27 protein-coding genes are annotated in these 25687 nt (G+C 53.1%); 16 read left to right on the forward strand and 11 right to left on the reverse strand.

Annotation, left to right across the window (positions count from 1 at the left end; translation table 11 throughout):
* Window positions 1–38: 38 nt before the first annotated feature.
* A complete protein-coding gene (locus tag ACH5Y9_RS19000; protein ID WP_445367185.1) occupies window positions 39–857 on the reverse strand; it encodes a TonB-dependent receptor plug domain-containing protein in 819 nt (272 codons plus the stop codon).
* A 205-nt stretch (window positions 858–1062) separates the two neighbouring features.
* On the opposite strand from ACH5Y9_RS19000, the gene ACH5Y9_RS19005 reads away from it, so the two are divergent.
* Together ACH5Y9_RS19005 and ACH5Y9_RS19010 are read left to right on the forward strand one after the other, a co-directional pair.
* Complete coding sequence (locus tag ACH5Y9_RS19005; RefSeq protein WP_445367186.1) at window positions 1063–1305, forward strand: antitoxin; 243 nt, start codon at window positions 1063–1065, stop codon at window positions 1303–1305.
* An 8-nt stretch (window positions 1306–1313) separates the two neighbouring features.
* Window positions 1314–1715, forward strand: a complete 402-nt coding sequence (locus ACH5Y9_RS19010; RefSeq protein ID WP_445369906.1) for a type II toxin-antitoxin system VapC family toxin — start codon at window positions 1314–1316, stop codon at window positions 1713–1715.
* 177 nt (window positions 1716–1892) lie between these two features.
* Here the strand turns inward: ACH5Y9_RS19010 and ACH5Y9_RS19015 are convergent, their stop codons facing one another.
* The 4 genes from ACH5Y9_RS19015 to ACH5Y9_RS19030 all read right to left on the reverse strand — a co-directional run bounded on the left by ACH5Y9_RS19015 (window position 1893) and on the right by ACH5Y9_RS19030 (window position 6936).
* The gene (locus ACH5Y9_RS19015) at window positions 1893–2867 is read right to left on the reverse strand and encodes a FecR domain-containing protein (RefSeq protein WP_445367187.1); all 975 of its coding nucleotides are present in this window, start codon (window positions 2865–2867) and stop codon (window positions 1893–1895) included.
* 6 nt (window positions 2868–2873) lie between these two features.
* Window positions 2874–3377, reverse strand: coding sequence for a sigma-70 family RNA polymerase sigma factor (locus tag ACH5Y9_RS19020; RefSeq protein WP_445367188.1), 504 nt, complete (start codon window positions 3375–3377; stop codon window positions 2874–2876).
* A 389-nt stretch (window positions 3378–3766) separates the two neighbouring features.
* A complete protein-coding gene (locus ACH5Y9_RS19025) occupies window positions 3767–6247 on the reverse strand; it encodes an ABC transporter permease (protein WP_445367189.1) in 2481 nt (826 codons plus the stop codon).
* A complete protein-coding gene (locus ACH5Y9_RS19030) occupies window positions 6244–6936 on the reverse strand; it encodes an ABC transporter ATP-binding protein (protein ID WP_445367190.1) in 693 nt (230 codons plus the stop codon). The genes ACH5Y9_RS19025 and ACH5Y9_RS19030 overlap by 4 nt, the downstream gene beginning before the upstream one ends.
* On the opposite strand from ACH5Y9_RS19030, the gene ACH5Y9_RS19035 reads away from it, so the two are divergent.
* Complete coding sequence (locus tag ACH5Y9_RS19035; protein WP_084153408.1) at window positions 6935–7534, forward strand: arylesterase; 600 nt, start codon at window positions 6935–6937, stop codon at window positions 7532–7534. The genes ACH5Y9_RS19030 and ACH5Y9_RS19035 overlap by 2 nt on opposite strands.
* 10 nt (window positions 7535–7544) lie before the next feature.
* Here ACH5Y9_RS19035 and ACH5Y9_RS19040 read toward each other — a convergent pair whose 3' ends face one another.
* From ACH5Y9_RS19040 to ACH5Y9_RS19055, 4 genes are all read right to left on the reverse strand, one after another.
* Window positions 7545–8495, reverse strand: coding sequence for a glycosyltransferase family 2 protein (locus tag ACH5Y9_RS19040; RefSeq protein WP_445367191.1), 951 nt, complete (start codon window positions 8493–8495; stop codon window positions 7545–7547).
* 39 nt (window positions 8496–8534) lie between these two features.
* A complete protein-coding gene (locus ACH5Y9_RS19045) occupies window positions 8535–9617 on the reverse strand; it encodes a GNAT family N-acetyltransferase (RefSeq protein WP_445367192.1) in 1083 nt (360 codons plus the stop codon).
* A gap of 207 nt (window positions 9618–9824) precedes the next feature.
* Window positions 9825–10304 carry a hypothetical protein gene (locus ACH5Y9_RS19050; protein ID WP_319960159.1) on the reverse strand — a complete coding sequence of 160 codons (480 nt, stop codon included), beginning with the start codon at window positions 10302–10304 and terminating at the stop codon, window positions 9825–9827.
* A gap of 228 nt (window positions 10305–10532) precedes the next feature.
* Window positions 10533–10712, reverse strand: coding sequence for a hypothetical protein (locus tag ACH5Y9_RS19055; RefSeq protein ID WP_133120629.1), 180 nt, complete (start codon window positions 10710–10712; stop codon window positions 10533–10535).
* A 29-nt stretch (window positions 10713–10741) separates the two neighbouring features.
* Between ACH5Y9_RS19055 and ACH5Y9_RS19060 the strand changes: the two genes are divergently transcribed.
* From ACH5Y9_RS19060 to tadA, 4 genes are all read left to right on the forward strand, one after another.
* A complete protein-coding gene (locus ACH5Y9_RS19060) occupies window positions 10742–12160 on the forward strand; it encodes an acetyl-CoA carboxylase biotin carboxylase subunit (RefSeq protein WP_033158539.1) in 1419 nt (472 codons plus the stop codon).
* A gap of 15 nt (window positions 12161–12175) precedes the next feature.
* Window positions 12176–13999 carry a sodium-extruding oxaloacetate decarboxylase subunit alpha gene (gene oadA / locus ACH5Y9_RS19065; protein ID WP_445367193.1) on the forward strand — a complete coding sequence of 608 codons (1824 nt, stop codon included), beginning with the start codon at window positions 12176–12178 and terminating at the stop codon, window positions 13997–13999.
* A 151-nt stretch (window positions 14000–14150) separates the two neighbouring features.
* Window positions 14151–15119, forward strand: a complete 969-nt coding sequence (locus ACH5Y9_RS19070) for an L-threonylcarbamoyladenylate synthase (RefSeq protein WP_445367194.1) — start codon at window positions 14151–14153, stop codon at window positions 15117–15119.
* Between the two features lies 1 nt (window position 15120).
* Window positions 15121–15585 (forward strand): tRNA adenosine(34) deaminase TadA, encoded by a 465-nt coding sequence (gene tadA, locus ACH5Y9_RS19075; RefSeq protein WP_445367195.1) that lies wholly within the window; start codon window positions 15121–15123, stop codon window positions 15583–15585.
* A 206-nt stretch (window positions 15586–15791) separates the two neighbouring features.
* Here the strand turns inward: tadA and ACH5Y9_RS19080 are convergent, their stop codons facing one another.
* Window positions 15792–16058 (reverse strand): hypothetical protein, encoded by a 267-nt coding sequence (locus ACH5Y9_RS19080; RefSeq protein ID WP_445367196.1) that lies wholly within the window; start codon window positions 16056–16058, stop codon window positions 15792–15794.
* A 246-nt stretch (window positions 16059–16304) separates the two neighbouring features.
* Here ACH5Y9_RS19080 and ACH5Y9_RS19085 point away from each other — a divergent pair, with 246 nt between their 5' ends.
* From ACH5Y9_RS19085 to ACH5Y9_RS19125, 9 genes are all read left to right on the forward strand, one after another.
* The gene (locus ACH5Y9_RS19085) at window positions 16305–17438 is read left to right on the forward strand and encodes a S1C family serine protease (RefSeq protein ID WP_445367197.1); all 1134 of its coding nucleotides are present in this window, start codon (window positions 16305–16307) and stop codon (window positions 17436–17438) included.
* A gap of 80 nt (window positions 17439–17518) precedes the next feature.
* Window positions 17519–17755 (forward strand): TIGR02450 family Trp-rich protein, encoded by a 237-nt coding sequence (locus ACH5Y9_RS19090; RefSeq protein WP_445367198.1) that lies wholly within the window; start codon window positions 17519–17521, stop codon window positions 17753–17755.
* A gap of 3 nt (window positions 17756–17758) precedes the next feature.
* Window positions 17759–19282: an FAD-binding domain-containing protein gene (locus ACH5Y9_RS19095; protein ID WP_445367199.1), complete on the forward strand. Its 1524-nt coding sequence runs from the start codon at window positions 17759–17761 to the stop codon at window positions 19280–19282.
* Window positions 19255–19431, forward strand: a complete 177-nt coding sequence (locus tag ACH5Y9_RS19100) for a DUF2256 domain-containing protein (protein ID WP_445367200.1) — start codon at window positions 19255–19257, stop codon at window positions 19429–19431. The genes ACH5Y9_RS19095 and ACH5Y9_RS19100 overlap by 28 nt, the downstream gene beginning before the upstream one ends.
* Entirely contained in the window at window positions 19353–20957 is a 1605-nt protein-coding gene (locus ACH5Y9_RS19105) for a cryptochrome/photolyase family protein (protein WP_445367201.1), read from the forward strand. Before ACH5Y9_RS19100 ends, ACH5Y9_RS19105 begins: the two co-directional genes overlap by 79 nt.
* 181 nt (window positions 20958–21138) lie before the next feature.
* Window positions 21139–21714, forward strand: coding sequence for a DUF2452 domain-containing protein (locus ACH5Y9_RS19110; protein WP_445367202.1), 576 nt, complete (start codon window positions 21139–21141; stop codon window positions 21712–21714).
* 162 nt (window positions 21715–21876) lie between these two features.
* On the forward strand, window positions 21877–22203 hold the full coding sequence (locus tag ACH5Y9_RS19115) for a hypothetical protein (RefSeq protein ID WP_445367203.1): 327 nt from the start codon (window positions 21877–21879) through the stop codon (window positions 22201–22203).
* Between the two features lie 55 nt (window positions 22204–22258).
* The gene (locus ACH5Y9_RS19120; RefSeq protein WP_445367204.1) at window positions 22259–23116 is read left to right on the forward strand and encodes a hypothetical protein; all 858 of its coding nucleotides are present in this window, start codon (window positions 22259–22261) and stop codon (window positions 23114–23116) included.
* Between the two features lie 174 nt (window positions 23117–23290).
* Window positions 23291–23998 (forward strand): hypothetical protein, encoded by a 708-nt coding sequence (locus tag ACH5Y9_RS19125; RefSeq protein WP_445367205.1) that lies wholly within the window; start codon window positions 23291–23293, stop codon window positions 23996–23998.
* 538 nt (window positions 23999–24536) lie between these two features.
* Here the strand turns inward: ACH5Y9_RS19125 and ACH5Y9_RS19130 are convergent.
* Entirely contained in the window at window positions 24537–25589 is a 1053-nt protein-coding gene (locus ACH5Y9_RS19130; protein WP_445367206.1) for a MerR family transcriptional regulator, read from the reverse strand.
* Window positions 25590–25687: the final 98 nt, after the last annotated feature.

Consider the following 25687-nt stretch of genomic DNA (forward strand, 5'->3'; position numbering starts at 1 on the left):
TTTTTCACCAGCCTGCTAATGGTTTTTTTGTTACATAGTTAACCATCCCGCCAGGCTCTATACGGCCATATAGAACAGCAGCCGGGCCTTTTTAACACCTCAAGTTGTTCAATATTCGCTGGATCGGTAAAGCTCAGCGCCCGTCTCAACCCATTTCGATAAATATTGGATTGTGTAGAAAATCTTCGAATGGTGAAGTTTTCGTAGAGATCAGAATCATTAATAGCTCGCTGTACGCCGCTGACGTTTTTAGTTAAAGCATCCTCGATACGAATGTCTTGTTGATCGTTCATTAATGCCTTAGGTACAACTTGTACCGACATCGGCGTCTGCATGAGTGGTGTGTCGGTTTTGGTTGCAGCGCTGGCTGATGTGCGGTTGTAACTTTGGTTGTATGGATCTGTCGAATCATAAACCGCCTGACCAACCACCCTCACCACCGGCAAAGTCGTTGCCGCATCGCTTCCAGATTCCGCCACCTTGATCGCCACCGCGTTGTCAGCCGTGATGGTATACGTCAAACCGCTTCCCGCCAGGAGTTTTCTGAAACCTTCTTCGACGGTGTACTCGCCATCCAAGCCCTTACTGGTTTTGCCGTCGGTCAATGTGGATTCCCCGGTAAACAGGATGCCGGCATCACGCGCAAACTGGCTAAGCGCCTGCCCCAAGGAACCGCCGCTGATGTGGTAGCTTTTCCTGTTGGTAGTTTCTTCTCCATGGGCTGCGACTGAAGCGGTCAGCGCTGAAGCCAATAAAATTCCCTGTATGGCTTGGCTCAATCGGGGTGAACGAAAGCCCGGATTGCTGCGGCGGTGTGTGATTGACATCGGTTTTTTCTCCATTTGTGGTGTTTTCATTAGCTAATACAAACGAGGAGGAAAAAACCGGAACTGCACATTGAAGAAAAATTAGAAAAACTTTTAAGCTATTGTTTTTTTAAAAAAAATTTCAGCGAAAAATATCCGGTTAGGCGTGTCTTATCGAACCGACTTGATGAATATCATTGGTACGTATCAAGCTGTGATATATACTTCAGATACCTATTTGATAAGGGGAATTAAGATGCATACCACTGCCAAGTTATTTACCACTGGCCGGAGCCAAGCCATACGGCTTCCGAAAGAATTCCGTTTTCCGGGCGCGGAAGTATTTATTCGTCGTGATCCCGTGACAGGCGAAGTCATTCTGTCGCCTAAACCGGCATCCTGGGCGGAGTTTTTCGAGCTTGCCGACCACACAAAGATTCCTGGCGATTTCATGGCTGATCGCGAAGACTTGCCGAACCAAGAGCGGGATTTGTTTTGATGCGTTATATGCTGGATACCAATATGGCCAGTTATATTATCAAAAGCCATCCCCCGGAGATTCGACACAGGTTGGCATCACTACCGATGGACAGTATTTTCATATCCACAGTCACACAAGGCGAGCTTTTATATGGTTTAGCCCGCAAGGGCCACCCTGCCAGCCTGGCAAAGCTGATCCGAGAGTTTCTATTTCGTGTTGAGACATTGCCCTGGGACGAGCAAGCCGCCAGCGTTTATGGCGATTTGCGTGCATCTTGCATGTCGGTTGGCATTACGCTTGGGGCGCTAGATATGATGATCGCCGCGCATGCAATAGCCGCCAAAACCATACTTGTCACCCATGACAAAGCCTTCAGCCTGTTTCCCGATGGGGTTTTGACTATCGAAGATTGGGTGAATGGGGTTTAAGTAAGTAATAAACGATGGCAATAAAAAACAAGCTGCTGATGGTGCTATCGTAAACCGCATGGACCTGCATTGGCTTTGTTGCAGGCCGTAGAGAAAGAGCTTCAAGCAGTGCTTCGAGCTTTATCGTAAACGGACCTAGCGGACCGAGCATGACCGTCTCTGCGAGTGCAGAAGCAATCAGCGCGGCAGGACTTTAACCCAGAAAGGTAGCGGGTGTGAGAGCTTGACCGGCAGGTTAGCCTCGAGAAAGGCGAGAATTTTGTCGGTATCTTTCAGCGGGTAGGAACCGATAATCCGTAAATCGGCAATCTCGGGAGCACAAGTAATGTAGCCTGATCGGTAACGGCTTAGTTGCAGCAAAAACTCGCTGAGCGGCAAATCGTCGGCAACGATAAAGCCTTGGGTCCAAGCGGGTTTATTCTGGCTGTGTCCTTGGATAGGCTCAAAGTGGTTTGAGGAAAATTGAACTTGTTGTCCGGCACGTAGTGTTTGTTTGGCGGAAGTTGCATCGGCTGGTTGGATTTCTACGGCATCTTGAAATACGGCAACCTGCGATAGATTTTGGCGTTGGCTGACGCTGAAGCGCGTGCCGAGTGCTTGAACTCTGCCTTCCAAGGTATCGACGACAAACGGCCGTTTCCAGCCAACGGTATCGGGTGCTGTTTCGATGTAAACCTCCCCCTTAACCAACTGCAGCCTGCGTAAATTAACCGAGAAATCGACGTTAACCGCGCTGCCGCTATCCATAACCACGCTGGAACCGTCGGCTAGGGTGATGGTTTTAGTTTCGCCGAGTGCTGTATGTTGATCGGCCGACCATTCCTGCCAATAACGACCTCGAGAAATCTGCCAGCCGGACCATCCTGCAACACCCAATAGGGCCATGCTCAACAGCATGCGTCTTCGATTGAGATTGGGGGCATTTAACGCTGCGGTGGCGGCGAAGGCGGCTTGTGGTGGCAGTGATTTAAATTTGTCGGTATAAAACTCAACTCTGGCCCAAGCCATTTGGTGATCCGGGTGCGAAGTCAGCCAGGCTTGCCACTGTGCGGTTTCGTCAGGGCGAACGTTACCGGAGCTAAGAACCATAAACCATTCAGCGGCCTCCGCCACGATGCGGGGATGGATCTTTTGTCGATCTCCGGAAGACATTTACTGTTAGAACTCCACGCTCAGGCATAGCACCATGGCTTGCACCATGTACTTTCTAACCATGCGATCACTGACCCCGAGTTTTTCGGCGATTTCGACGTAGGTAAGTCCATCAATCTGGGACATAAAAAATGCCTTGCGCGCCTTTTCCGGTAAGCGACTAAGCAATTCATCAATTTCTTGTATGGTTTCCAGAATAATGGCGCTTTCTTCCATAGACAACGATGTGGCTTCAGGAATTGCCGAAAGACGTTCCAGATACACTTGTTCAATGGTGGCGCGGCGCCAATGGTTGATCAGTAAATTTTTGGCGATGGTGGCGAGGTAAGGCCTGGGTTCATTCAAATCCGGTGTGCGACCCGATGCCATCACCCGTACAAAAGTATCGTGCGCGTGATCTTCGGCTTGCAAGCGACATTGCACACGCTTGTCCAGCCACCCTAGCAGCCAGGAGTGATGTTCTTGATAAAGCTGGGACAACGTTTCACTTGTCAGCAATTCCGTCGCCACTAAACACTCCTATTGATGATTGAAAGATGTGCTTTCAAGACGACATACAGACTTTTGATCATAGCTTTGGTTGCCTTGCTAAATCCTCACGATTGCTGATTGTATGCTTACAAATCAGTCAAACTTTTACCAAATAACCAAAGAATTCAGCAAAAAATATACCATTTTCTAGGCTATAGACATCTTCCAAAATGCCTATGTGAAATAAATTCCAGTAAAAACAACTACTCAAGCAAATACATCACTCTTAACGCCACCTAGGGTTGCACACTAAACTTACCGGCGAAAAGTCGCCTCCAAATTTAACTATGTTAAGTGACCTGTTGAATATGAAAAAAATCAGTGAATTGCCTTATCGCAACCATCGCGAAAAATTTACTGATCAACCATCAACGCCTCAACACTTGTAGCGGTGGCTGATTAACCACCTGCCTAACCCCCCAGTACCCTGCCAGCCCCACCGTTATCGCACCTATCGCCGGCAATGCGCCCCACAAATGGTAGCCCGGACGATAATCTATATGCATCACACGGGTATACAGCGCATACAGAATCGCTTCGCTAGCCAGTGCCGCCATAGCACCAGCTAAAATGCCGAGCAAACCAAACTCAATCACGTGCGTGGTACGTAAAAAGCCGCGCCGGGCACCCAAAGTCCGCATCAGCCCACCTTCGTAGATTCGTTGATCCAACGTGGCGTAGACGGCGGCAAACAACACGGTAAAACCGGCCGCCAAGGCAAAATACAGTAGTAGATTGATAGCCTTGGTCAACTGCGTCAGGATCATCTTGAATTGTTTCAAGATCTGATCAACTTCCAATATCGTGATCGCCGGATATTTTTTCAGCAACGTATTCAAAAGAATTTTTTGCGTATCGGCCAGATAAAAGCTGGTCATGTACATGGTCGGAAAGTTATCCAGCGTGCCGGGCGAGAAGATCATGTAAAAATTGGGCCGCATCGTATCCCACTGCACGCTGCGGAGTTGAGCTACCTTGGCGCTGAATTGCGCGCTCCCCACCGTAAAGGTCAATTCATCGCCCACCTTGATTTTCAAGCTTTCCGCCAGTTTTTGCTCCACCGATACCAGACCCGGCCGATCGGCTTGCCAAGCACCGCCATCGGTGGCTTTGTTATCGTCGGGCAATTGCACCGCCCAGGTCAGGCTCAATTCGCGTTGAGTGGCACCTTCGCCCTGGGTGTCTTTGCTGACCCGGCCTTGCACCGCTTCGTTATTTATCGTCACCAGGCGTCCGCGTACCACCGGATAAAACCGGCTGCTGGGGATTTGCGCCTGCTGCAATTCGCTTTGAAATGCCTGCTGCCGTTCCGGCAGAATATTCAAGGCAAAATGATTCGGCGCCTGTTCCGGCAATTGCTGTTGCCAGTTGTCGATCAAATCGCTGCGCACCGTAAAACTCAGGGCCATGGCGGTGAGCGTGATGCTGAAAGCCAATATCTGGCTGACGCTGGCCTGGCTGTTCCTCAGCAATCCCTGCAAGCCAAAACGCCAACTCAAGCCCATCTTCGGCAACAGCTTGCGCGCCAGCAATAACAAACCGTATATCGCCCCACCTAAGCCGACTAATGTCAATGTACCCAAACCCAATATGATGGAGGTCATTTTCGGGTCTTGGGTATAGCGCCAAATCAAACTGCCAATAATCGCCAGCGCCAAACCGTAAATCAACCAACCGCTGGTGGGTAATGGCTCCAACTCACGGCGCAACACCCGCAACGGCGAGACTTTTTGCAAGCGCAGCAACGGCGGTAAAGCAAAACCCAGCAAGATTGCCAAGCCCGAAGTCAATCCAAAAAACACCGCCAACCAGCTGGGACTGGCCAATTCTTCCGGTAACAAGGATTTTAACAGCTCGAATAAACCAAACTGCGCCAACCAACCCAGGCCGCAGCCAAGGCTGCTGGCTAATAGGCCCAGCACCAAGAACTGCAAACCGTACAGCCAGACAATTTCCGCTTGTTTACACCCCAGGCAACGCAACAAGGCAGTGGCGTTGAAATGCCGCTCGGTGTAACGGCGGGTAGCCATCGCAATCGCCACGCCGGCAATCAAGATCACCACGATACTGGACAAGCCCAGGTAACGCTCGGCGCGCTGCAATGCCGATCCCAGTTCCGGGCGGTCCTCGTGTATATCCAGGATTTTTTGCGAACTGTTCAGTTGCGGTTTCAACCAGGTTTTAAAGGCAAGCAAAGCCTGTTCGTCGCCGCTGAATTGGAAGGCGTAACGCACATGACTGCCAGGTTGAATGACGCCGGTGGCGGCCAAATCGCTTTGATTAATCATCACCCGCGGCGAAAAGCTGTAAAAGTCACCGCGTTTATCAGGCTCGTAGCTCAACACCCGACCGATGGTCAGAGGTTTTTCGCCTACGGTTAGCGTATCGCCGATTTTTAGATGTAGAGCCGGTAGTATGCGCTTGTCTACCCAAGCCGAGCCGGGTTCCGGACCCTGGCTGGCGACGATTTCATCCTGCGACTCGGCATCGCTGGTTTTCAATTTCCCGCGTAGCGGGTAGCCGCTGCTGACGGATTTTACCGAAGCCAACAGCATTTCCTGGTTTTCCAACAAAACGCTGGCAAACTCGCTGGTTTGCGAGTGGGATAAGCCCAATTCGCCGGCCTTGGCCAACCAAGTTTCGGCTATGAGCGCCGGCGCAGCCACCACCAGATCGCCGGCTAAAAACTCGGCGGCTTGCACCGTCATGGTCCGATGCAAACGGTCGGCAAATAGCGATATGGCGGTGGAACTGCTAACCGCAATCAGCAAAGCCAGCAGCAATAAGGTCAGCTCTCCGGAACGACTATCGCGCCACAACAGTTTCATGGCCAGATTGACACGTTTCATACCACGCTCCCGGCATCCAGGCGAATAGTGCGTTGACAACGCCCGGCCAAAGTCATGTCGTGAGTCACCAAAATCAAAGTGGTATGTTGTTCTTGATTGAGCTCGAACAGCAGATCGATGATGTGCGCACCGGTTTTGCTGTCCAGATTACCGGTCGGTTCGTCGGCAAACAGGATAGCCGGCTGGGCGACAAAAGCCCGCGCTAAAGCCACCCGTTGCTGTTCGCCGCCCGACAATTGCTTGGGTGTATGCGTCAAGCGCTGCGACAAGCCCACTCTGTCCAGCAAAGCTCGGGCAGCGGTCGCCGCTTGAGCATGCCCGCTGAGTTCCAGCGGCAGCATGACGTTTTCCAGAGCCGTCAAACCCGGCAGCAGTTGAAAGGATTGAAATACGAAACCGACTAATTCATTGCGCAACAAGGCGCGGCCGTCTTCGTCGAGCTTGGTCAGATCGCGGCCGTTGACCACCACTCGACCGGTGCTGGGTGTATCCAATCCAGCCAGCAAACTGAGCAGGGTGGATTTACCGGAACCGGACTCGCCGACAATGGCCAAACTCTCGCCCGGATTGATGATTAAATTCACCGAGGACAAGATGTGTAAAATGCCTTCGGAAGTTGGCACCGATTTACCGAGTTGTTCGGTAACGATAATCGGGGAACTGGTCTTATCAATATGAGTATTCAACATGTATAGCGTGGTCCTTGCCGTAATTCTGGGTTTACTACCAATCAGCGCCATGGCGAAATCGATAGTGGTATTGGGTGACAGTATTAGTGCCGGTTACGGCATCGAAGTTCAGCTTGGCTGGGTGGCTTTGTTGCAAAACAAGCTAACCGACCTGCATAGCGGCTATGTTATCAGTAACGAAAGCATCAGCGGCGATACTTCCGCTGGCGGCCTGGCGCGACTGGAGCAAATTTTATCGCGGCATAAACCGGATATTGTGTTGGTGGAATTGGGCGCCAACGATGGCTTGCGCGGTTTATCGCCGGCGGAAATGAAAAATAATCTGACCGAAATCACCCGGCGTTCGCAAAACGTCGGCGCCAAAGTGATGCTGCTGGGGATGAAGATCCCCCCCAATTACGGCAAGCGTTATGTCGAGATGTTTTACGAGGTTTTTCCGCAGCTTTCCGCGGAATTGAAGATCCCTTACGTACCGTTTATCCTTGAGGAGGTGGCTTTAAACCCGGAGATGATGCAGGCCGACAGCCTGCACCCGAATGAGCTGGCACAACCGGTGATTGCCGAAAAGATTTGGGGATATTTACAAGCCTTGCTGTAGGCGCGAGTCGCTACTCTGCCGCCAACGTTTGCTTAAACGCCGGCAATTGCCGATAACCGGCGATTTCGCCGGCCGTAAACATCCATTTCATTTTTTTTTGTAAGCGTTGCTGCTCGCGCGGTTCCAACCAAAAACTCACGATCCTGCTCAGGTAATGCCGCAGCAAATATAGCGGGATACCGGCTATGTTCTTCCCGGCAGGTACATCGGCATAAGCCAGCACCTGACAGCGGGCCACGTCGAACATCCAGCGGCAGACATAGGCTTTAGTCATCCGCTCCGGAATGTTGCAGTGATAGAGCAATGCTTCCGGCACATACCAAAACTCGCCGCCACCACGCCGAAAACGGCCCATGTATTCGGTGTCTTCCGTAAAAGGTACCGAGGTACCCGGCCCCAGTTCTTCGCGAAACCAGCCGTTTTTGGCTACGGCCTCGGCTCTTAACGCGGTGTTGACGCCACCCGGAATCACCTGTTCATCCAAAATTTGCTGAGACATACCAAAATCGCGGGTATTGGTAATGCCGCGCGGCAAGGCAAACTCACCTTCGGTATGCAGCCAGGCGGGGATGTCGCCCAGCCATTTGGGTAATACTTTGCCGGCAAAACCGTCGATTTCCGGATGCAGCGCGGCGGCATCAATGTAAGCCTGCAACCAAGTTGCCTGCGGTTCGACATCGTCGTCGGTGAACACCAATAACTCAGCTTGCGCTTGCTTGATGGCGCGATTCAAAGCGCGGGACTTACCGGGAATCGGCTCGGAGACACAATGCACCGGCAACCGACCACGCTCAGCTTCGGCAGAGATCACCGCAACGGTGTCGTCGCTGCTGCCGTTATCAACCATCAGCAATTCCCAGCGGGTCTCCCTATTCAGCTGCATGGCGGCCAATGCGTCGAACAAGCGCGGCAATATCGACGCTCTGTTGCGGGTGCTGATAATCACGGAGGCGTTTAACATAGGCGGCAGACCGAGTTTAGAATGTTGGATTGGGCAATATTACAGTGGATGATCAAAATAATCGCCATCGATCCCGCTGCGGTACCAATTTTGCAAAATGTTATCGGCCAGCGGCGGCTCGCGATAGATTAGATAGCGGTTACCGCGCGACGGCACTGCTTCATAACCAAGACTGCGGAACAGACTGGTTAATGACGGCGAAGCAACTTCCAGGCTGCCCCAACTAATCCCGTTCTCCCGCCAATAAGCAAATAGGTAATACAACAGGGTCTGCAAAGCCGGCTCATCGTCCAAGGGATAAAACACGTCACGCAATACGGCCATGCTGATAGCGTCCCCAAAACCTTGCTGATGCCAAATGGCATAAGCGCGCAATTTGCCGGCAGCGTCGCGTAGCGCGAAAAGTCTTAACGGACAGGTAGGGAAATCGAATAAACGCCAATTCAAGTAGCGGCTGCTACGTTCCAGACAAGAGATATAGCCCGCTTTGGCTCGCTCCCACAACGCATCAAACTCGGTGTCGCAATGCCAAACCTCCGCTAAGGTAAAACCGCCGCTACGCAATTTGACATTGCGTAAACGCAAGTTGATGTCAAATAGGCTGCCCAACAAATGGCCCAATGATTTGCCGGCACGTTTCTCCCAGGAGCCGCGATAACCGACGCGCAAACGATAAAAATCGTTATCGCTGCCGCCAATCGGCACAAAACCGCATTTTTTGAAGGCTTTCTGGGTAATCACGCCGGCAGTCACCGTGCCGTTGAACCGGGCAAATTCGAGGCTGTGTTCGATCAGCTTGGTGGCTAAGCCCTGCCCGCGAAACTGTTCATCGACGCAGGTATTGGAACCGAAGGCAAGCGTTACGGATTCGCCGTTCAACCACCAGGGTTGTACGAACATGGCCCGGAAACCGGCCAAACTCCCATTGTGCCAAACCCCGACGCCGACACACGGCAAAGCGTTCTGCCAGGGGTTATGCGCGATACGGCGCTCGAACCACTGCTGGATGTATTCGGGGTGTTGCTGAAACTCCTCGAAATTGGCAACGGCAATCCGAATGCAATCCGGAATATCCGCCGGTTGGATAGGTCCATAGACAAAATGGTCTGCAACAGCGGACATAGGCTTTCTCGAAAAAGTGCAGGAAATGATTAGCGAGGCCTAACTATCGTTAGCAAAGGCATCAGCGACAATCGAAAACTATTATCGGTGCAAACTTGCTGCAATACCAAACGACAGCGTCGTTTTAACAGGATTGAAGGAGCAGGAAAAGTTGAGGCTTGGGCAACGCGCGCACTGCCCAAGCCCTCAGCACATCTATAACGGCGCTTACCGGACTAAATTCAAAACCGCTTTGGCTTCCAGCAATCTGCTGCGTTTTTTCAAGCCCAGAACACCCAGCATGCCGCTGAGAAAAAACCAGGCCGCCGTGGGTAAGGCGGCTTTCAATTCAGCTGTTTTGCTTTCGTCTATCACTGGCTGGAAAACCGTGCCAAGCAGGCCAAGTAAACCCATTTGCGAAACCATGTCGCCAAGCCCTGCTATGTCCGACAATGCCTGCTGAAATGTTACGACCGCACGGGTCTTGACCCGTGTAAACAGTGTGAGCGCATAGTCCTGCAAGGGCTTATCCGCTACTGGATTCAATGGCTGCTCCTGGTAAGCACTTGGCAAATCCGGCAAAATCGTTTGGAAGGATTCGAGCGGGTTTAACGTATTTTCGGTCGTAGCTGCTTGCGCAAGCTGTATCCCCCAAAACGATAGACCAATAAAAAATAACGCGGAAAGTAACGGCTTGTTTGTGTCCATATTAAAACCCCAGAATTAATCAATTAGTTAAGAGGTGAAACCCTATTCGCACAAACCGGACCGATTACGGCTGGCAACGGCTTATGGTATAGGCATCCATACACAGGAGGATAGCACTATGCGTGCCAATTGCAAGAGGCTGTTTTATATCAACATTTCCCATCCACCCTTTAAACTTGTTGGTATAGAAGCCACAAAAAGCCAATTAAATGCTGCTAACACAACAACTTAGCGGCTAGCGACTTCATCAAAGTCGTAGTAGCCAACATCGCGGAAATAACCAGTATTTTCTGTCTGAATCCAGTGGCCGGCAACACCGCCACCACCCAAGCTAAAGGCTAATCTCCCATCGGCAAACGGCGGTTTTCTTGTTGAAAGATAGCCATAAATTGTTAGAGTAGTAGGCAAGTGACTGAACACTAAGACTCGGGAGCATCATGTTACGCAAAATACTGATCGCCAATCGCGGCGAAATTGCTGTCCGGATCATTCGGGCCTGCGCGGAAATGGGCATTCGTTCAGCGGCTATTTATTCGGAAGCCGACCGCTTTGCCTTGCACGTCAAAAAAGCTGACGAATCGCATTACATCGGCAGCGAGCCTCTGGCCGGCTACTTAAATATCTACGGCTTGGTGGATTTAGCCTTGCGCACCGGCTGCGACGCCATTCATCCCGGCTACGGTTTCCTGTCAGAAAACGCCCAGTTCGCCAAAGCCTGCCAGGAACGCGGCTTGGTGTTTATCGGCCCCTCCGCCGAAGTGATTCAGCGCATGGGCGACAAAACCGAAGCCCGCAGCGCGATGATAGCGGCCGGTCTGCCGGTGACGCCCGGCTCGGACGGCAACCTGGACAGTGTCGAACACGCCTTGCAGGTAGCCGAACAGATCGGTTATCCGATCATGCTGAAAGCCACCTCCGGCGGCGGCGGACGCGGCATCCGGCGTTGCGACACCCCCAACGAACTGCGGCAAAATTATCAGCGCGTGATTTCGGAAGCCACCAAGGCCTTCGGTAGCGCCGACGTGTTTTTGGAAAAATGCGTCGTTAACCCCATCCACATTGAGGTGCAGGTGCTGGCCGATCACTTCGGCAACACCATCCATCTTTACGAGCGCGATTGCTCGGTACAGCGCCGCAACCAGAAATTGATCGAAATCGCGCCCTCACCGCAACTGGATGAAGCGCAACGCCAGTATCTGGGCGGTTTGGCGGTGATGGCGGCCAAAGCCGTCGGCTATACCAACGCCGGCACCGTGGAGTTTCTGCTGGACGCCAACGGCCGCTTCTATTTCATGGAAATGAACACCCGGGTACAAGTCGAGCACACCATCACCGAAACCATCACCGGCGTCGATATTGTTGAGGAACAAATCCGGGTTGCCGCCGGTTTACCGTTGCGCTTCAAACAAGAAGAGATTGTTCGTCGCGGTTACGCCATTCAATTCCGCGTCAATGCCGAAGACCCAAAAAACAATTTCCTGCCCAGCTTCGGCCATATTTCCCGTTACTATGCCCCTGGTGGACCCGGCGTACGTACCGACACCGCCATTTATACCGGCTACGAAGTCCCGCCGTTTTACGACTCGATGCTGGCTAAAGTCATCGTCAGTGCTATGACCTGGGAAGACGCGATCAATCGCGGCGAGCGCGCCCTGAAAGACATGGGCTTGTTCGGTATCAAAACCACCATTCCCTATTACTTAAAAATTCTCGGTCATCCGGATTTTCGCCGCGGCCGCTTTAATACCGGCTTTGTCGAAGCCAATCCAGACCTGATCAATTATTCCAACAAGCCGCGACCGGAAATTCTGGCCAGCGTGCTGGCGGCCGTGGTCGCCTCTCATACTGGCCTGTAAACCCAAGGAAACCCCATGAGCAAAGTTTACGTAACCGACGTTATCCTCCGCGACGCCCACCAATCCCTCATCGCCACCCGCATGCGCACCGAAGACATGCTGCCGGCTTGCGCCATGCTGGACGATATCGGCTATTGGTCGCTGGAATGCTGGGGCGGCGCCACCTTCGACGCCTGTCTGCGCTTTTTAAAGGAAGACCCCTGGGAACGGCTGAGCAAGCTGAAAGCCGCTCTACCCAATACCCGCCTGCAAATGCTGTTGCGCGGCCAAAACCTGCTCGGTTACCGGCATTATTCCGACGATGTGGTGCGCAAGTTTGTCGAAACGGCCGCGCGCAACGGCATGGACGTGTTCCGTATCTTTGACGCACTGAATGACATCCGCAACCTGGAAACCGCCATCGAGGCCACCAAAGCCGCCGGCAAACATGCGCAAGGCACGATTTGTTACACCACCAGTCCGGTGCATGACATCGCCAGTTTCATCAAACTCGGAAGAGGCCTAGCCGACTTAGGCTGCGATTCGATTGCCATCAAAGATATGGCCGGTCTGTTGACCCCTTACGTCGCCGGCGAATTGGTCAAAGCGCTGAAAGACGCCGTCGATTTGCCGCTGCATCTGCATTGCCACGCCACCGCCGGCTTGGCGGAAATGTGCCAGCTCAAGGCTATTGAAGCCGGCTGCGAACATGTCGATACCGCACTGTCTTCCTGGGCCGGCGGCACCAGCCACCCGCCTACCGAATCCTTGGTCACCGCCCTGCGCGGCACCGATTACGACACCGGCCTGGATTTGGACCAACTGCAAGCGGTGAATCAATACTTTCTGGAAGTCCGAAAAAAATATCGCCGCTTCGAAAGCGAATTTACTGGCATCGACACCCGCGTCCACATCTTTCAAGTGCCGGGCGGCATGATCTCGAATCTGGCCAACCAGTTAAAAGAACGCAATGCTTTGGATCGCATGGCCGAGGTATACAAAGAAATTCCCGAAGTCCGCAAAGACTTGGGCTACCCGCCATTGGTGACACCCACTTCACAAATCGTCGGCACACAAGCCGTGTTGAACGTGCTGACCGGCAAACGTTACGACACCATCAGCAACGAGGTAAAACGCTATTTGCACGGCGGCTACGGCAAAGCCCCGGCGCCGGTTAACGCCCAACTGCAAGCCAAGGCCGTCGGCAAAGAAGAAGTCATCGAGTGCCGTCCTGCAGATTTACTCAAACCGGAATTCGAGCATCTGCGCAACGAAATCGCCCACCTGGCGATGAATGACGAAGATGTGTTGAGTTTTGCTATGTTCCCGGAAATTGGTAAACAATTTTTGGAACTGCGTTCCACCGACAGCTTGGTCGCCGAACCCCTGGAGTTGGACGAAGCCCCAGCCTCCGCCGAAGTCAAAAAAGCCCCTACCGAATTCAACGTGGCACTGCACGGCGAGCAATATCACGTGAAAGTCACCGGTGCGGGCCCGAAAAACCAAAGCTTGCGGCATTTTTACTTCACCGTGGACGGCATGCCGGAAGAGATCGTCATCGAAACCCTGGACGAAATCGTGTTGGATGGCGGCGCCCAAGGCGCAGTACAGAGTGCTATCGCCAGCAAACGCCGCCGCCCCAGCGAGCCGGGCGATGTGGTCACCAGCATGCCCTGTAATATCATCGACGTATTGGTCAAGGAAGGTCAAAAAGTCAATGCCGGTCAATCTTTGCTGGTGACTGAAGCCATGAAAATGGAAACCGAAATCACAGCGCCGATAGCCGGCATCGTCAAAGCCATTTATGTGGCAAAAGGTGATGCGGTTAACCCTAATGAGGTGCTGGTCGAAATTAATTAGGAGAAAAGCCTAAAGGCGAAAGGTAAAATGGCGTGTTTGCCGTGAGGATGGCTTCCATATATTTGTAGCTGTTTACTTTGGCAAATGAATTCGCCACTACAATTATGTCGGCTGCTCGTCTTTTTAGATTTTTATCTTTCGCCTGATTACTTTGAATCCTAAACCCGTCACCGAAGAATCCATCCGCCACGCCGTCGAGCTATTACGGCAGGGGCAATTGGTCGCCTTTCCGACCGAGACCGTTTACGGACTGGGCGCGGATGCCGCCAATCCCGATGCGGTTGCCAAAATATTTGCCGCGAAAGGCCGGCCGGCCGATCATCCCCTGATCGTGCATATCGCCAGCGCCGCGCAAATCAACGATTGGGCGGAAGCCGTGCCGGAGGCGGCATTAAGGTTGGCTGAACACTTCTGGCCCGGCCCGCTGACCATGATATTGAATAAAAAATCGACCGTACCTGCCGCCGTTACCGGCGGTCAGGATACGGTGGGTTTGCGGGTGCCGGCCAATCCGGTCGCGCTGCAATTATTGCAAGCCTTCGGCGGCGGCATTGCGGCGCCTTCAGCCAACCGCTTCGGCCACATCAGCCCCACCCAAGCCGAACATGTCGCGGAAGAACTGGGCGACAGCGTGGGTTGCATCCTGGACGGCGGAGCTTGTTCGGTGGGCGTGGAATCGACTATTATCGATCTCAGCGACGGCATCCCCGCCATCCTCAGACCCGGCCGGATTACCCGCAGCCAACTGAAAGCCGTGCTACATACCGACATTCGGCTGTCGTCGCAAACCAAAATTCGCGCACCCGGCATGCTGGCGGTACATTACGCGCCCAATACCATGGCTCTGCTGTGCCCGGCCGACACCCTGATCGCAATGACCGACGATTTGTGCGCGCAAGGCAAACACATCGGCATCCTGGCCTTCAGCACGGAAATCGCCGAAATTCCCTGCCTGCATTTACTCAGATTACCGGCCGATGCCGAGCTTTACGAACCGGCTTTGTATAGCTCGCTACGTGCCCTGGATAACCTGCAACTCGACACCATTCTGATCGAACAGCCGCCCGACAACGAAGCCTGGGCAGCGGTCAACGACCGCCTGAATAAAGCCACGGTTTAACATGACCGACGAGGAATGGCTGCGCCATGCCATCCGTCTGGCGCAGCGCGCCGAAAGCCAAGGCGAAGTGCCGGTCGGCGCGGTGCTAGTTTATGAAGGCCGCTGCATCGCCGAAGGCTGGAACCAACCCATCCAGAGCAACGACCCCACCGCCCACGCGGAAATGGTCGCGCTACGCAAGGCCGGCCAAGTCTTAAACAACTACCGACTGATTGACACCACGCTCTACGTCACCTTGGAACCCTGCGTGATGTGCATGGGCGCCATCGCCCACGCCCGCGTCAAACGTTTGGTATTCGGCGCTTACGATCCCAAACGCGGCGCGGTCTGCCATGCGCTGCAACTCAGCGACGCGGCGTTCTTAAATCATCGCGTGGAATGGACGGGGGGGATTCTGGAGGCGGATTGCGCGGAACTGCTCAGCGATTTTTTCAAGGCCAGACGCCAGCAGTCGAGAGGCCGATAATACATCCTACCCAAACAAATTATTCAATTGGCCTGTCTGCCAGCGTGTTGAATAGCTGCCTGCCGATTGCCTGGATCCGCTTGCAGTTATTGATGCGTAAAGTACCTTGATAACAACCCTCTTAACTCTTTTATGCCTTGGCGAGCAGGCTTTTTTATTGATTATGCCTGCCTAAACTGTCTTCAACTCTCAATTACACAGCCTGTTTACTTCATTTGCGTCGATTCTGAATGTCTATTCTCGGGCTCTTCGGCTACATTTTCCAAATGCCGATGAAACATAAAACGTTGTAGCGTACCGGTATACGTCACACCCGAGTGGTAATCGTAAAGCTCCACTTCAGATTCTTCCTCGGTTTGCAATGGCGCTTTGAGCGTGGCATTTTCATGATGTTCCGCAATAGCGGCACCTGTTAATCCCATACCCAAAACAGAAAATATGGCGAGTTTTATCGTGTTTTTAACTCGTTTCATGATGATCACTCCTATCCAGTAGCAAACGATCCAGGCGTTTTCGAGACTTTGCGAATTGACGATAGTTCCTAAATCCACTGTTGATTAAAAACACACGTATCTGACTCGCTTGAAATTTGCTAAACGCGCTCCCATTTTGCCGTCGTAGCGGCTCAGTGGAATTGAATATCCCGCGCTGCCGCCGTTTAAAACAGTATTGATCCGTTCGCACGATTCTGGGTAGGAACCAACAAACCGGAGGCCGACATGCAACATCCCAATCATCCCGATTCGCCCGATGTATTCATTAAACGTGTATTCGCCGCCGGTGCAGTCGCCGCAGCGCTGATATTGCTTTGGCATTGGCAGCCGGGAGCACCGGCGACCGAATCCGCCCCGCTCAGAACCGTCGCCGCGCGCGGCGACTTGGCAGCGGACGAAAAAAGCACCATCGAACTGTTCGAAAAATCGCGAGATTCGGTGGTTTACATCAGCACCGCCGCGCTGGTGCGCAATGTCTGGACCCGCGACGTATTTTCAGTGCCAAAGGGTACCGGTTCCGGATTTATCTGGGACGAAGCCGGCCACGTGGTGACCAATTTCCACGTCATCGCCGGCGCCAATGAAGCCACGGTAAAACTGGCCGACGGCCGCGATTACAAGGCCACTCTGGTTGGCGCCAGCCAGGTGCATGATATTGCGGTATTGAAAATCGGCGTCGGCTTCAAACGGCCGCCGCCGGTACCGGTCGGCACCAGCCGCGATCTGAAAGTCGGGCAGAAAGTGTTTGCGATCGGTAACCCATTTGGTTTGGACTGGACTTTGACCGGCGGTATCGTCTCCGCGCTGGACCGCTCCCTGGGCGGTCAGGAAGGTCCGGCCGTCGAACATTTAATTCAAACCGACGCCGCGATTAATCCCGGCAACTCCGGCGGCCCGCTCCTCGATTCCGCCGGCCGGTTGATCGGCATCAATACCGCAATCTACAGCCCGAGCGGCGCCTCCGCCGGCATCGGTTTTGCGGTGCCGGTGGATACGGTGATGCGGGTCGTGCCGGAATTGATTAAACAAGGCAAATACATCCGTCCGGCCTTGGGTATCGAAATAGACCAACAGATGAACGAGCAGTTAGCGGCTTTGACCGGCACAGCCGGCGTCGCAGTATTGCGGGTGCAACCCGGTTCGGCGGCGGAAAAAGCCGGTTTACAAGGCGTATCGATAACGGCCAACGGCATGGTGCCGGGCGACATTATCGTCGCCATCAACGGTAAGGAAGTCGATACGCTCTCAAAACTATTCGCCCGCCTGGACGACCAGAAGGTTGGCGATGTCGTCAAAGTCAAGGTATTCAACAATGGCCAGACCCGGGAAGTCGAAGTAATCTTACAGCCAGGAAATTGATTCTTCGGCATGATGCCGATCTCGCCATTTCGGGATCGGCTGGTATGATCGGAAGCTATATTTCTTAAGCAGACCAAGCCATGCCGACCGCCAAATCACCCAGGCTGAACCCTAACAAATTGTTGCTCAGCAAATGGACCGCCGTTACGCCGCAAAATAAGGAAAAGCACTTTATTGTCAGTAAATTGCTGCTGCCAGACGACCCTGGTGCGCCACTGGAAATGATCGAACTGGAGGCGGTGTTTAGCAAACGGGTGCAAATCATGCCGTGGCGGGATTTACGCGACACCAACAGCTGGCGCCAGGGCTGGCTTTGACTGATGAGCTACAACCTGGTCTGGTTCAAGCGCGATCTGCGGGTACACGACCATGCACCTTTGCTTTACGCCAGCCGCAAGGCGCCGGTGCTGTGTTTGTTTATGATCGAACCCAGTTTGTGGGCCGCAGCCGACGCGGCGACGCAACACTACCAATTTTTACGCGAGAGCCTGCTTGATTTGGAACTTGCCTTGCGCAAACGCGGCGGCGGTTTGCGTATCGAAGTGGGCGAGGCAGTGGAAGTATTGGACCGGCTTTGGCACGAAGCGCCCTTCATGGCGGTGTATTCGCATCAGGAAACCGGCAACTGGCTGAGCTTTCAGCGCGACTTGGCGGTACAAGGCTGGTGCCGGGAACGAGGTCTGCCTTGGCACGAGTTCGCACAGTTTGGTGTGGTACGGCGTTTGAAAAATCGCGATGCGTGGAAAACGCATTGGGAAACGCTGATGGCCAAACCCTGCCTGGAACCTCCAGCTTGTGATTGGATAGCCGTCCCCGAACCTTTCGCCTGGCCCGAACCCAACTCCCTGGGCTTACTTCAGCCCGACCTGCCGCTGCGACAATTGGGTGGCCGCCGCCAAGGTATCGAAGCGTTGCGCGACTTTCTGTTCGACCGTTGCGCTGCTTACCGAGGCGGCATCTCCTCGCCCTTGTCCGCACCGAAGGCCTGTTCGCGGCTTTCTGCTTATTTGGCCTTCGGCTGTTTGAGTTTGCGGGAGGTCGTGCAAGCCACCCGCCGCCAGTTGGCTGCTTTACCGCGCGGCGATGCCCGTCGTGCCGGTTTGACGGCCTTCGTCAGCCGCTTGTACTGGCATTGCCATTTCATGCAAAAGCTGGAAAGCGAACCGGAACTGGAGTTTACCAATCTGCATCGCGGCTATGACGGCTTGCGCGAAGCGGATTGGAATCCGGCGCATTTTCAAGCCTTAAGCACAGGCCAAACGGGTTGGCCGCTGGTCGATGCCTGTGTAGCAATGTTGCAGCAAACCGGCTGGCTGAATTTCCGCATGCGGGCGATGCTGGTATCGGTAGCCAGTTATCCTTTGTGGCTGCATTGGCAACCGGTTGGCGCTTGGCTGGCCCGGCAATTTCTGGATTACGAACCCGGCATCCACTGGAGCCAGATGCAAATGCAGGCCGGCACCACCGGCATTAATACCACGCGGGTGTATAACCCGATCAAACAGGCCCGCGACCATGATCCGCACGGTCATTTTGTCAGACATTGGCTGCCGGCCTTACGCCGCGTGCCACAGGAATGGCTGTTCGAACCCTGGCGGATGCCGGTAAAACTGCAACAGCACTGCGGCGTGAGGGTCGGAGTGGATATTGCCGAACCGCTGGTCGATCTGGAAGCGGCTACCCGACAGGCCAAAACCCGTCTTTACCAAGTGCGTGGCCGCGCCGACGTGAAAGCCGCCAAGGCCGCCATCGTCGAGAAACACGGTTCGCGAAAGCGGCCCTCCCGCCGCCGACCAACCCAAGCCGCAGCCAGCGATTGGATACAAACCCAGTTGGAGTTTTAATGCACCAAAAAGCCCTTCTGCCCGCCAAGGCCTGCGCCGTCTGCGGTCGCCCGTTTGTGTGGCGTAAAAAATGGGCACAAGACTGGGATGCGGTGAAATATTGTTCAGAGCGTTGCCGCCGGCAACGCGGCAAAGCCAAAACCGCATGACCACCTTGCGGCTCATTCTGGGCGACCAATTAAATCCGCTGCACAGTTGGTTTGCGCAAACCGATGATGAAGTGGTTTATACGCTGATGGAAATCCGCCAGGAAACCGATTACGTCTTGCATCATGCGCAAAAAATCATCGGCATTTTCGCGGCGATGCGCGATTTTGCTCTGCATTTGTCGGCCCAAGGCCATCGCGTGCATTACCTGCCAATTGACGATAGCGGCAACCGCCAGTCGCTGATCACCAATTTGGATACGTTGATTACGCAGTATCGGGTTCAGCATTTTGACTATCAACTCCCCGACGAATGGCGTTTGGATCAGCAATTGCGCAGCTATTGCCAACAGTTAGTCATCAGCAGCCGAGCCTGCGACAGCGAGCATTTCTATAGCCAGCGCGAGGAAGCCGCAGAGCTGTTTGGCTCTCGGCCGCATTGGCTGATGGAAATGTTCTATCGGCGCATGCGCGTCAAACACCGGGTATTGCTGGCAGACAATCAGCGCCCGGCCGGTGGGCAATGGAATTTCGACCACGACAACCGCAAAACCTGGCCCGGCACGCCGGCGGTGGCCGCTGACACTCGGCCCCGCCACGACCATAGCGCGATTTGGCAAAGCATCGTCGCGGCGGGCGTGAACAGTTTCGGCGCAGCGGACGCCGAGGATTTCCGCTGGCCGCTGAATCGCAACGAAGCCTTGCAGCAACTCGAAGCCTTTATCGCCGAAGGCTTGCCAAGGTTCGGCGATTTTCAGGATGCGATGAGCCGGCGCAGTTGGCGGCTGTTTCATTCGCTGCTGTCGTTTGCGCTGAACACCAAAATGCTCAATCCGCGTGAAGTGGTCGAACGCGCCGAACAGGCTTATCGCCAAGGCCATGCGCCACTGGCGGCGGCGGAAGGCTTCATACGGCAGATTCTCGGTTGGCGCGAGTACGTGCGCGGCGTGTATTGGGCAAGGATGCCGGACTATGCCGCGCACAATTATTTCGGCCATGCCCGACCTTTACCCGCCTGGTTCTGGACCGGCGAAACCCGGATGAATTGCCTAGCGGCTGCCATCGGCCAATCGCTGCAATACGCTTATGCCCACCATATCCAGCGGCTAATGGTGATCGGCAATTTCGCCCTGCTGGCGGGACTGGCGCCGGAAGCCGTGCATCGTTGGTATCTGGGCGTGTATATCGACGCCTTTGAATGGGTGGAATTACCCAACACGCTTGGCATGAGCCAGTTTGCCGACGGCGGCCTGCTAGCGACCAAACCCTATGTATCCAGCGCCGCTTACATCGACCGGATGAGCGATTATTGCAAGGGCTGCCATTACGACAAAAAAGCCCGGACCGGCGAACGGGCTTGTCCGTTCAATGCGCTGTACTGGAATTTTTTTATCCGCCATCGCGATAAGCTGAACCACAATCCGCGCCTGAGTATGGTCTACCGCAATCTGGATCGGTTTGCGGTTGCTGAGCTTGAGGCGATAGCCCGGCGTGCGGAAACAGTGTTAGAGGATTTGGAAAGGCTTTGAAAACAAAGACTATACCCGATTGCCGCCGCTCGGTGATTCATCGCTATAGGCGTGATATAAACTCTCCTTCTCCCTCCGGGAGAAGGCTGGGATGTGGGGAAAACCATCAATGATCGTTCGAATTCTCTGCGTTGATTAAACCTGCTGGATACTGTTTTTGCAAACTTACCGAATGCTTGGAATGACGAATTTAATAATTAAACCAGCCAATCCTCAGGGCAAGGGAAGCGTCGCTGTACTGGACAGTTTGCAACAAGCCAAAAAGCAGCTGATTGCCCCCGCCAAAAACATTCAGCAAATCAGCAGCGATTTATTTACCTCGCTGTTTGTTCTCAATAGCCAAATTCGTTTTAAACCGACCACGGGACAAGTGTATTGGCTGTATTTCAAGAATGACCAGTACCTCCTATCATTGATAGCGCCGGAGCAATGGTCGCCGGCTCAATCCGGGCGTTTCATCGGCGCTTGCGAATTACAGTCGGATTTAACCTGGACCTTGGCCTTATCCGAGGCTTGTGCCAATGATGAAGCGTTTATCCAAGAGATTGCAGATCAGCGCCGGCAACTTGAACAGACACTGCAACAGGCCGAAAAAATCGACGATGTATTGCCGGTCTATCTGGAAACCCTGCCTTACTATTCCCGAGTACTTGCCGCGACGCTGGCCTATTCGCTGAAGCAATCCATGCAAAAATCGGGTATTTTGGGTTTGAGTTTTCGGCAAGCGGAGCAGCAACTTCTAAGTTCTACCGATTAGATAATCCGCCGAACAATTTGGCATAGAATTCGGATTACAAAGCGTTGAGGTCGCCAGTCGACCCTTTGCTGCCTGTCAACCTAAATTACCGTGCCGGAGACTATTTTCTGGTAGATATACGTTGAACAGCTAAATAATTTTTTATATTTCAAGGAGGTAGCTATGACGTTTTACCCAAACTTAGGTTTTTCTAGCTGTGAGCTGGCGGGAGCCGTGGCCGAGGCGGCGGTTCATGATTTGCGCGTTAACCTCTTTTCGTTTTCTGGTTTTCCCCAAATCGAGGTGAGCTGGGATGAAGAAGATGTCTTTTCGGTAGTGCTGAGCTGGAACGACGACGCCAACGTTCAGTTTCAGTTATCAAAGGCAGAAGCAAAAGCAGCTGTGAAGAAGTTCAAGGACAAATCTGGATTCGATCGCGCGATCTTTGATCGCGTGCAGGAAGCTCTGGCCCAACTGGAAAGCCGCGCATTCCGGTTAGCTCCTCGTTAGAGCGCATTGACCGGTCGGCAGTGCTTCAGCACAACCCAATCATTGAGGATAGAAAGTGAAACGTTTTTTCTGGATTGCACTTCTCTGCGTTGAATCTGACAATGTTTTCGCGTCAGACGTCACGCTGGATTTGAACGTGATTGGGAACGATCAGAAACCGATAGTAAGTATAAAAACCAACCTGCCTCCAAAAACTATTCTGACGGCAGATTTAGCCAATCCGATAAACCAAGGAGGAGATGGCTACTTTGGGATGGCACATGCTGCGGTACAGGCTAATCAGGTTGTTCAATTTAGCCCATTCTCAAAATCGGGCGATAGTCTTTCCCCCGGCACATATCAGCTAACGGTCACTACGGTCATGGCCGCACTTCAGCCTCAAGAAGCTCAAGCATTCTTTGGAGTACATGGGGAAAAGCTTACGGGACGCCAAGTTTCAACTCTATCTGGCACATCAGAAAGAATGGTTTCGGAAACGTTTCACTTCAAAATTAATCCAGATGGCTCAACAAGTAATCCAAATACCACTCAACCTGATGAACACACTATCGGCTCAACTGACGACATATGGCAAAAGGTTCAGAGCGGTGGACGGGAAATCTACGTCAAGACAAATGGTTTTTACTACACCAAGGAGCGTAATTTCGTCTATGGGTTTCATACATACATCGTCGCAAACCTTCCAGAGAGTGACATTGTCGGAGCACCTCAGTCAGTAATGAACGAAGTCGAAGGCAATTGTGAGACGAGAACCTTTCATTTGCGTGGTTCCCTATTTTTCGCAGGAAAGAATCGTAGCGGCATGGCGATGGAAGACACGCCACCGGAAAATTTTGAAAGAAAGTTGGTTTCCAATTCACCTTTTGAAAAGGCGTTCGACATGCTGTGCAATATTGCGAGAGCGCAAAAGTAACCATGCACCCGAAGAATCAATTGGGTCAGTGTCGTTGATTTAGCAGCAAGGTTTTTTATTTCTGGTCGGTAGTAGTTTGGCATTGGCTATGTTGTTTGACATTACGGGGCGGTGAAAGGGCCGCGCCCCTTACCTTTACGTTGATCATCAGAAACATGCGGGAGGACTTCACCCATGCACCCACAATCACCAATTAATGCGGTCGCTGCACAAATTGCGGTAGCTCTCCACTCCGCGCAAGAAATCTTCACGGCGGTCGCCGCCGCTTTCAAGAAATTTCCGGGTGAGATACGTCCAGCGATTCTTTCACTCGCGAATCTTGGGTGGTTTCCATCCGGTGAAATGGGCTTTTCTGAAATTTATGCTTTTCGCGCCTTATGTGATTCAGGCGACAAATCAGCAGTTGATACAGCAATGATTGAATGGCTCGATGGTGAACTTGAGCATATTCAAACACGCGCATCCAATAGATTTCCCAACAGAAGCCACATTCTCGCCTCTGCTTTCCGTGCACATTATGATGGGCAGTATGAGCTTTCAATTCCAGTATTAATGGCACAAGTCGAAGGGATGTGCCTTGAAGTTGTAGGAACAAAACTCTTCTCTACGAAGAAGGGTCTTCCGGCAACCCGTGCCGCAACTGATAGATTCAACCAAATGGCTCTCTCCGATGCGTTGTTGCTGCCATTCCGAGAATTAAATGGCTTTACTGCCAGCGAAGCTTCGAGGCATCAGTGGCCGGACACACCAAACAGGCATGAAGTTTTACATGGAATAGCAACTGACTACGGCACTCGGGAAAACAGTTTTAAGGCTATTTCCCTCGTGGAATATTTCATAACATTTGTTGCGCCGAGGTTTGATTCAAATTGGCCGGCATGACACCCAACCCATTATTCCAACGGACTCGCTTCGCTCACCGCTGGATTAGAATGTTAGACGCAACTTGCCTTGGGAAGGTTAGCCCGTAGCGTGCGGTGAGGTAACGAACCGCACGAAACGAGCCGGGCCGCTTTCACGAACGGTGAGGTTCGCAAGCTCACCTGCACCTTACGCCGGCTTTAGGCTAGAAATTTGCCATTGGCTCTTTCGTTTCTTCTGGCGGCTTTTGGCCGTTTGTGTTGAAAAAGTCCCTTTTTTGAAAAATTGGCTCAGTCTATAAAATTTATTTTAAATTAAAACAACAAGTTAAAGACAAGAGAAACATCGAAAATAGTCTAAATTCGCTAAAAACCGACTTTTTCAACACAATCGGTCGACAGCCGCCCAAACTCCCGGAAAAACCCACCCCTCGGACCGTTCCTAACAGCAAGCAGCGTTGTTGATTTAGCGCTTCTGTCTGCCGCGCGTTTTGGGTAGCAATTGAGGCTGGGCTGAGCCGACATGCGCGGTCGAAGACGACCCACTTGCCCAATTCATCTTAGGCGACACCGCTCTCCGGCAAGCGGCCTTGATGCAATTCCGCCACCGCCTGAAACACATAAGCCAATAGCGGCTGGTCGATAAACGTACCAAAGAACAGGTATGGTTCAGCCTGATTGGCGGCGCGAATTTTGGCATGGGTTTCCGGGTTATCGCCGGCGTAGGCGCGGAACAATTCCAGCCAGGTCCGCGCCAGTTTCTGCATGCGCGGATCGTTCGGCGGCGTGCCGTCTTCCCTGTGTTGACGTATCGCGGCGATCAGCGGCGGCCACTCGTCGGCGCGCTTGCCGTAGTTTTCGCGCATAAAGCTGAATTCATCGGCGGCTAGATATTTTTCGTAGATCGTCAATTTGGTCTCGATGAACGCGCGCTGGATGTAAGCGACGACTTCCGGCGTCACGCCGGTTTTAGCTTGTACCGTCGGTTCGCCGACCATCATGGCGTTGAGTTTGACGAGTAGCCGAGGATCGCCTTGGGTGTCGCGTTCCAGCATGCTGATCCATTGCCTTGCCAATTCCTGGGCCTCGGCACTCTCGGGCGCGACCCCGGCCTGCATCGCTTCGTGCACCGCTTGAACCAGTGCCGCCCATTCGCCGGCGGTGGAGGTCTCGTCTATATCCAGTAGCGGCAAGCGCTTTAAGTCGGTGGCGGAAAAATATTTATCGTACATGGTCATCATCTCCAAAGTGGTTAGCCAATCGGCAAGCTCCGGCTCTTCTCCGCGGGTCAATTGCAGCTGCAGACCGGACAAGCGGTCGCGCAAGGCTTGGCTTTGCGCAATCTGCTGGTCCAAGGCTTCAATCTGCCGTTCGACGATAGTCGCGAGATTCAGTCCGGAATTTGCCAAAATGTCTCCGATGTCGGCCAGCGCCAAACCAAATCGCCGTAAGGCTTGAATTTGATGCAATCTGGAAATGTCGGCCCGGTTATACAGCCGGTAGCCGCTATCGGAACGCGCGGAAGGCTTAAGCAAACCGATGCTGTCGTAGTGGTGCAAAGTACGGACCGTCAGTCCGCAGCGTTTGGCAAGATCGCCCACTTTAAGCAACATGGTTTGGCTCCTTCGTTATGCGTGCCGCCAGCATAGAGCGTGACGTTGCGTCAGGGTCAAGCGCCATGGTTAAGATAAATAGATTGGAACTGGGTTAT

Source organism: Methylomonas sp. BW4-1 (genome assembly GCF_052474385.1).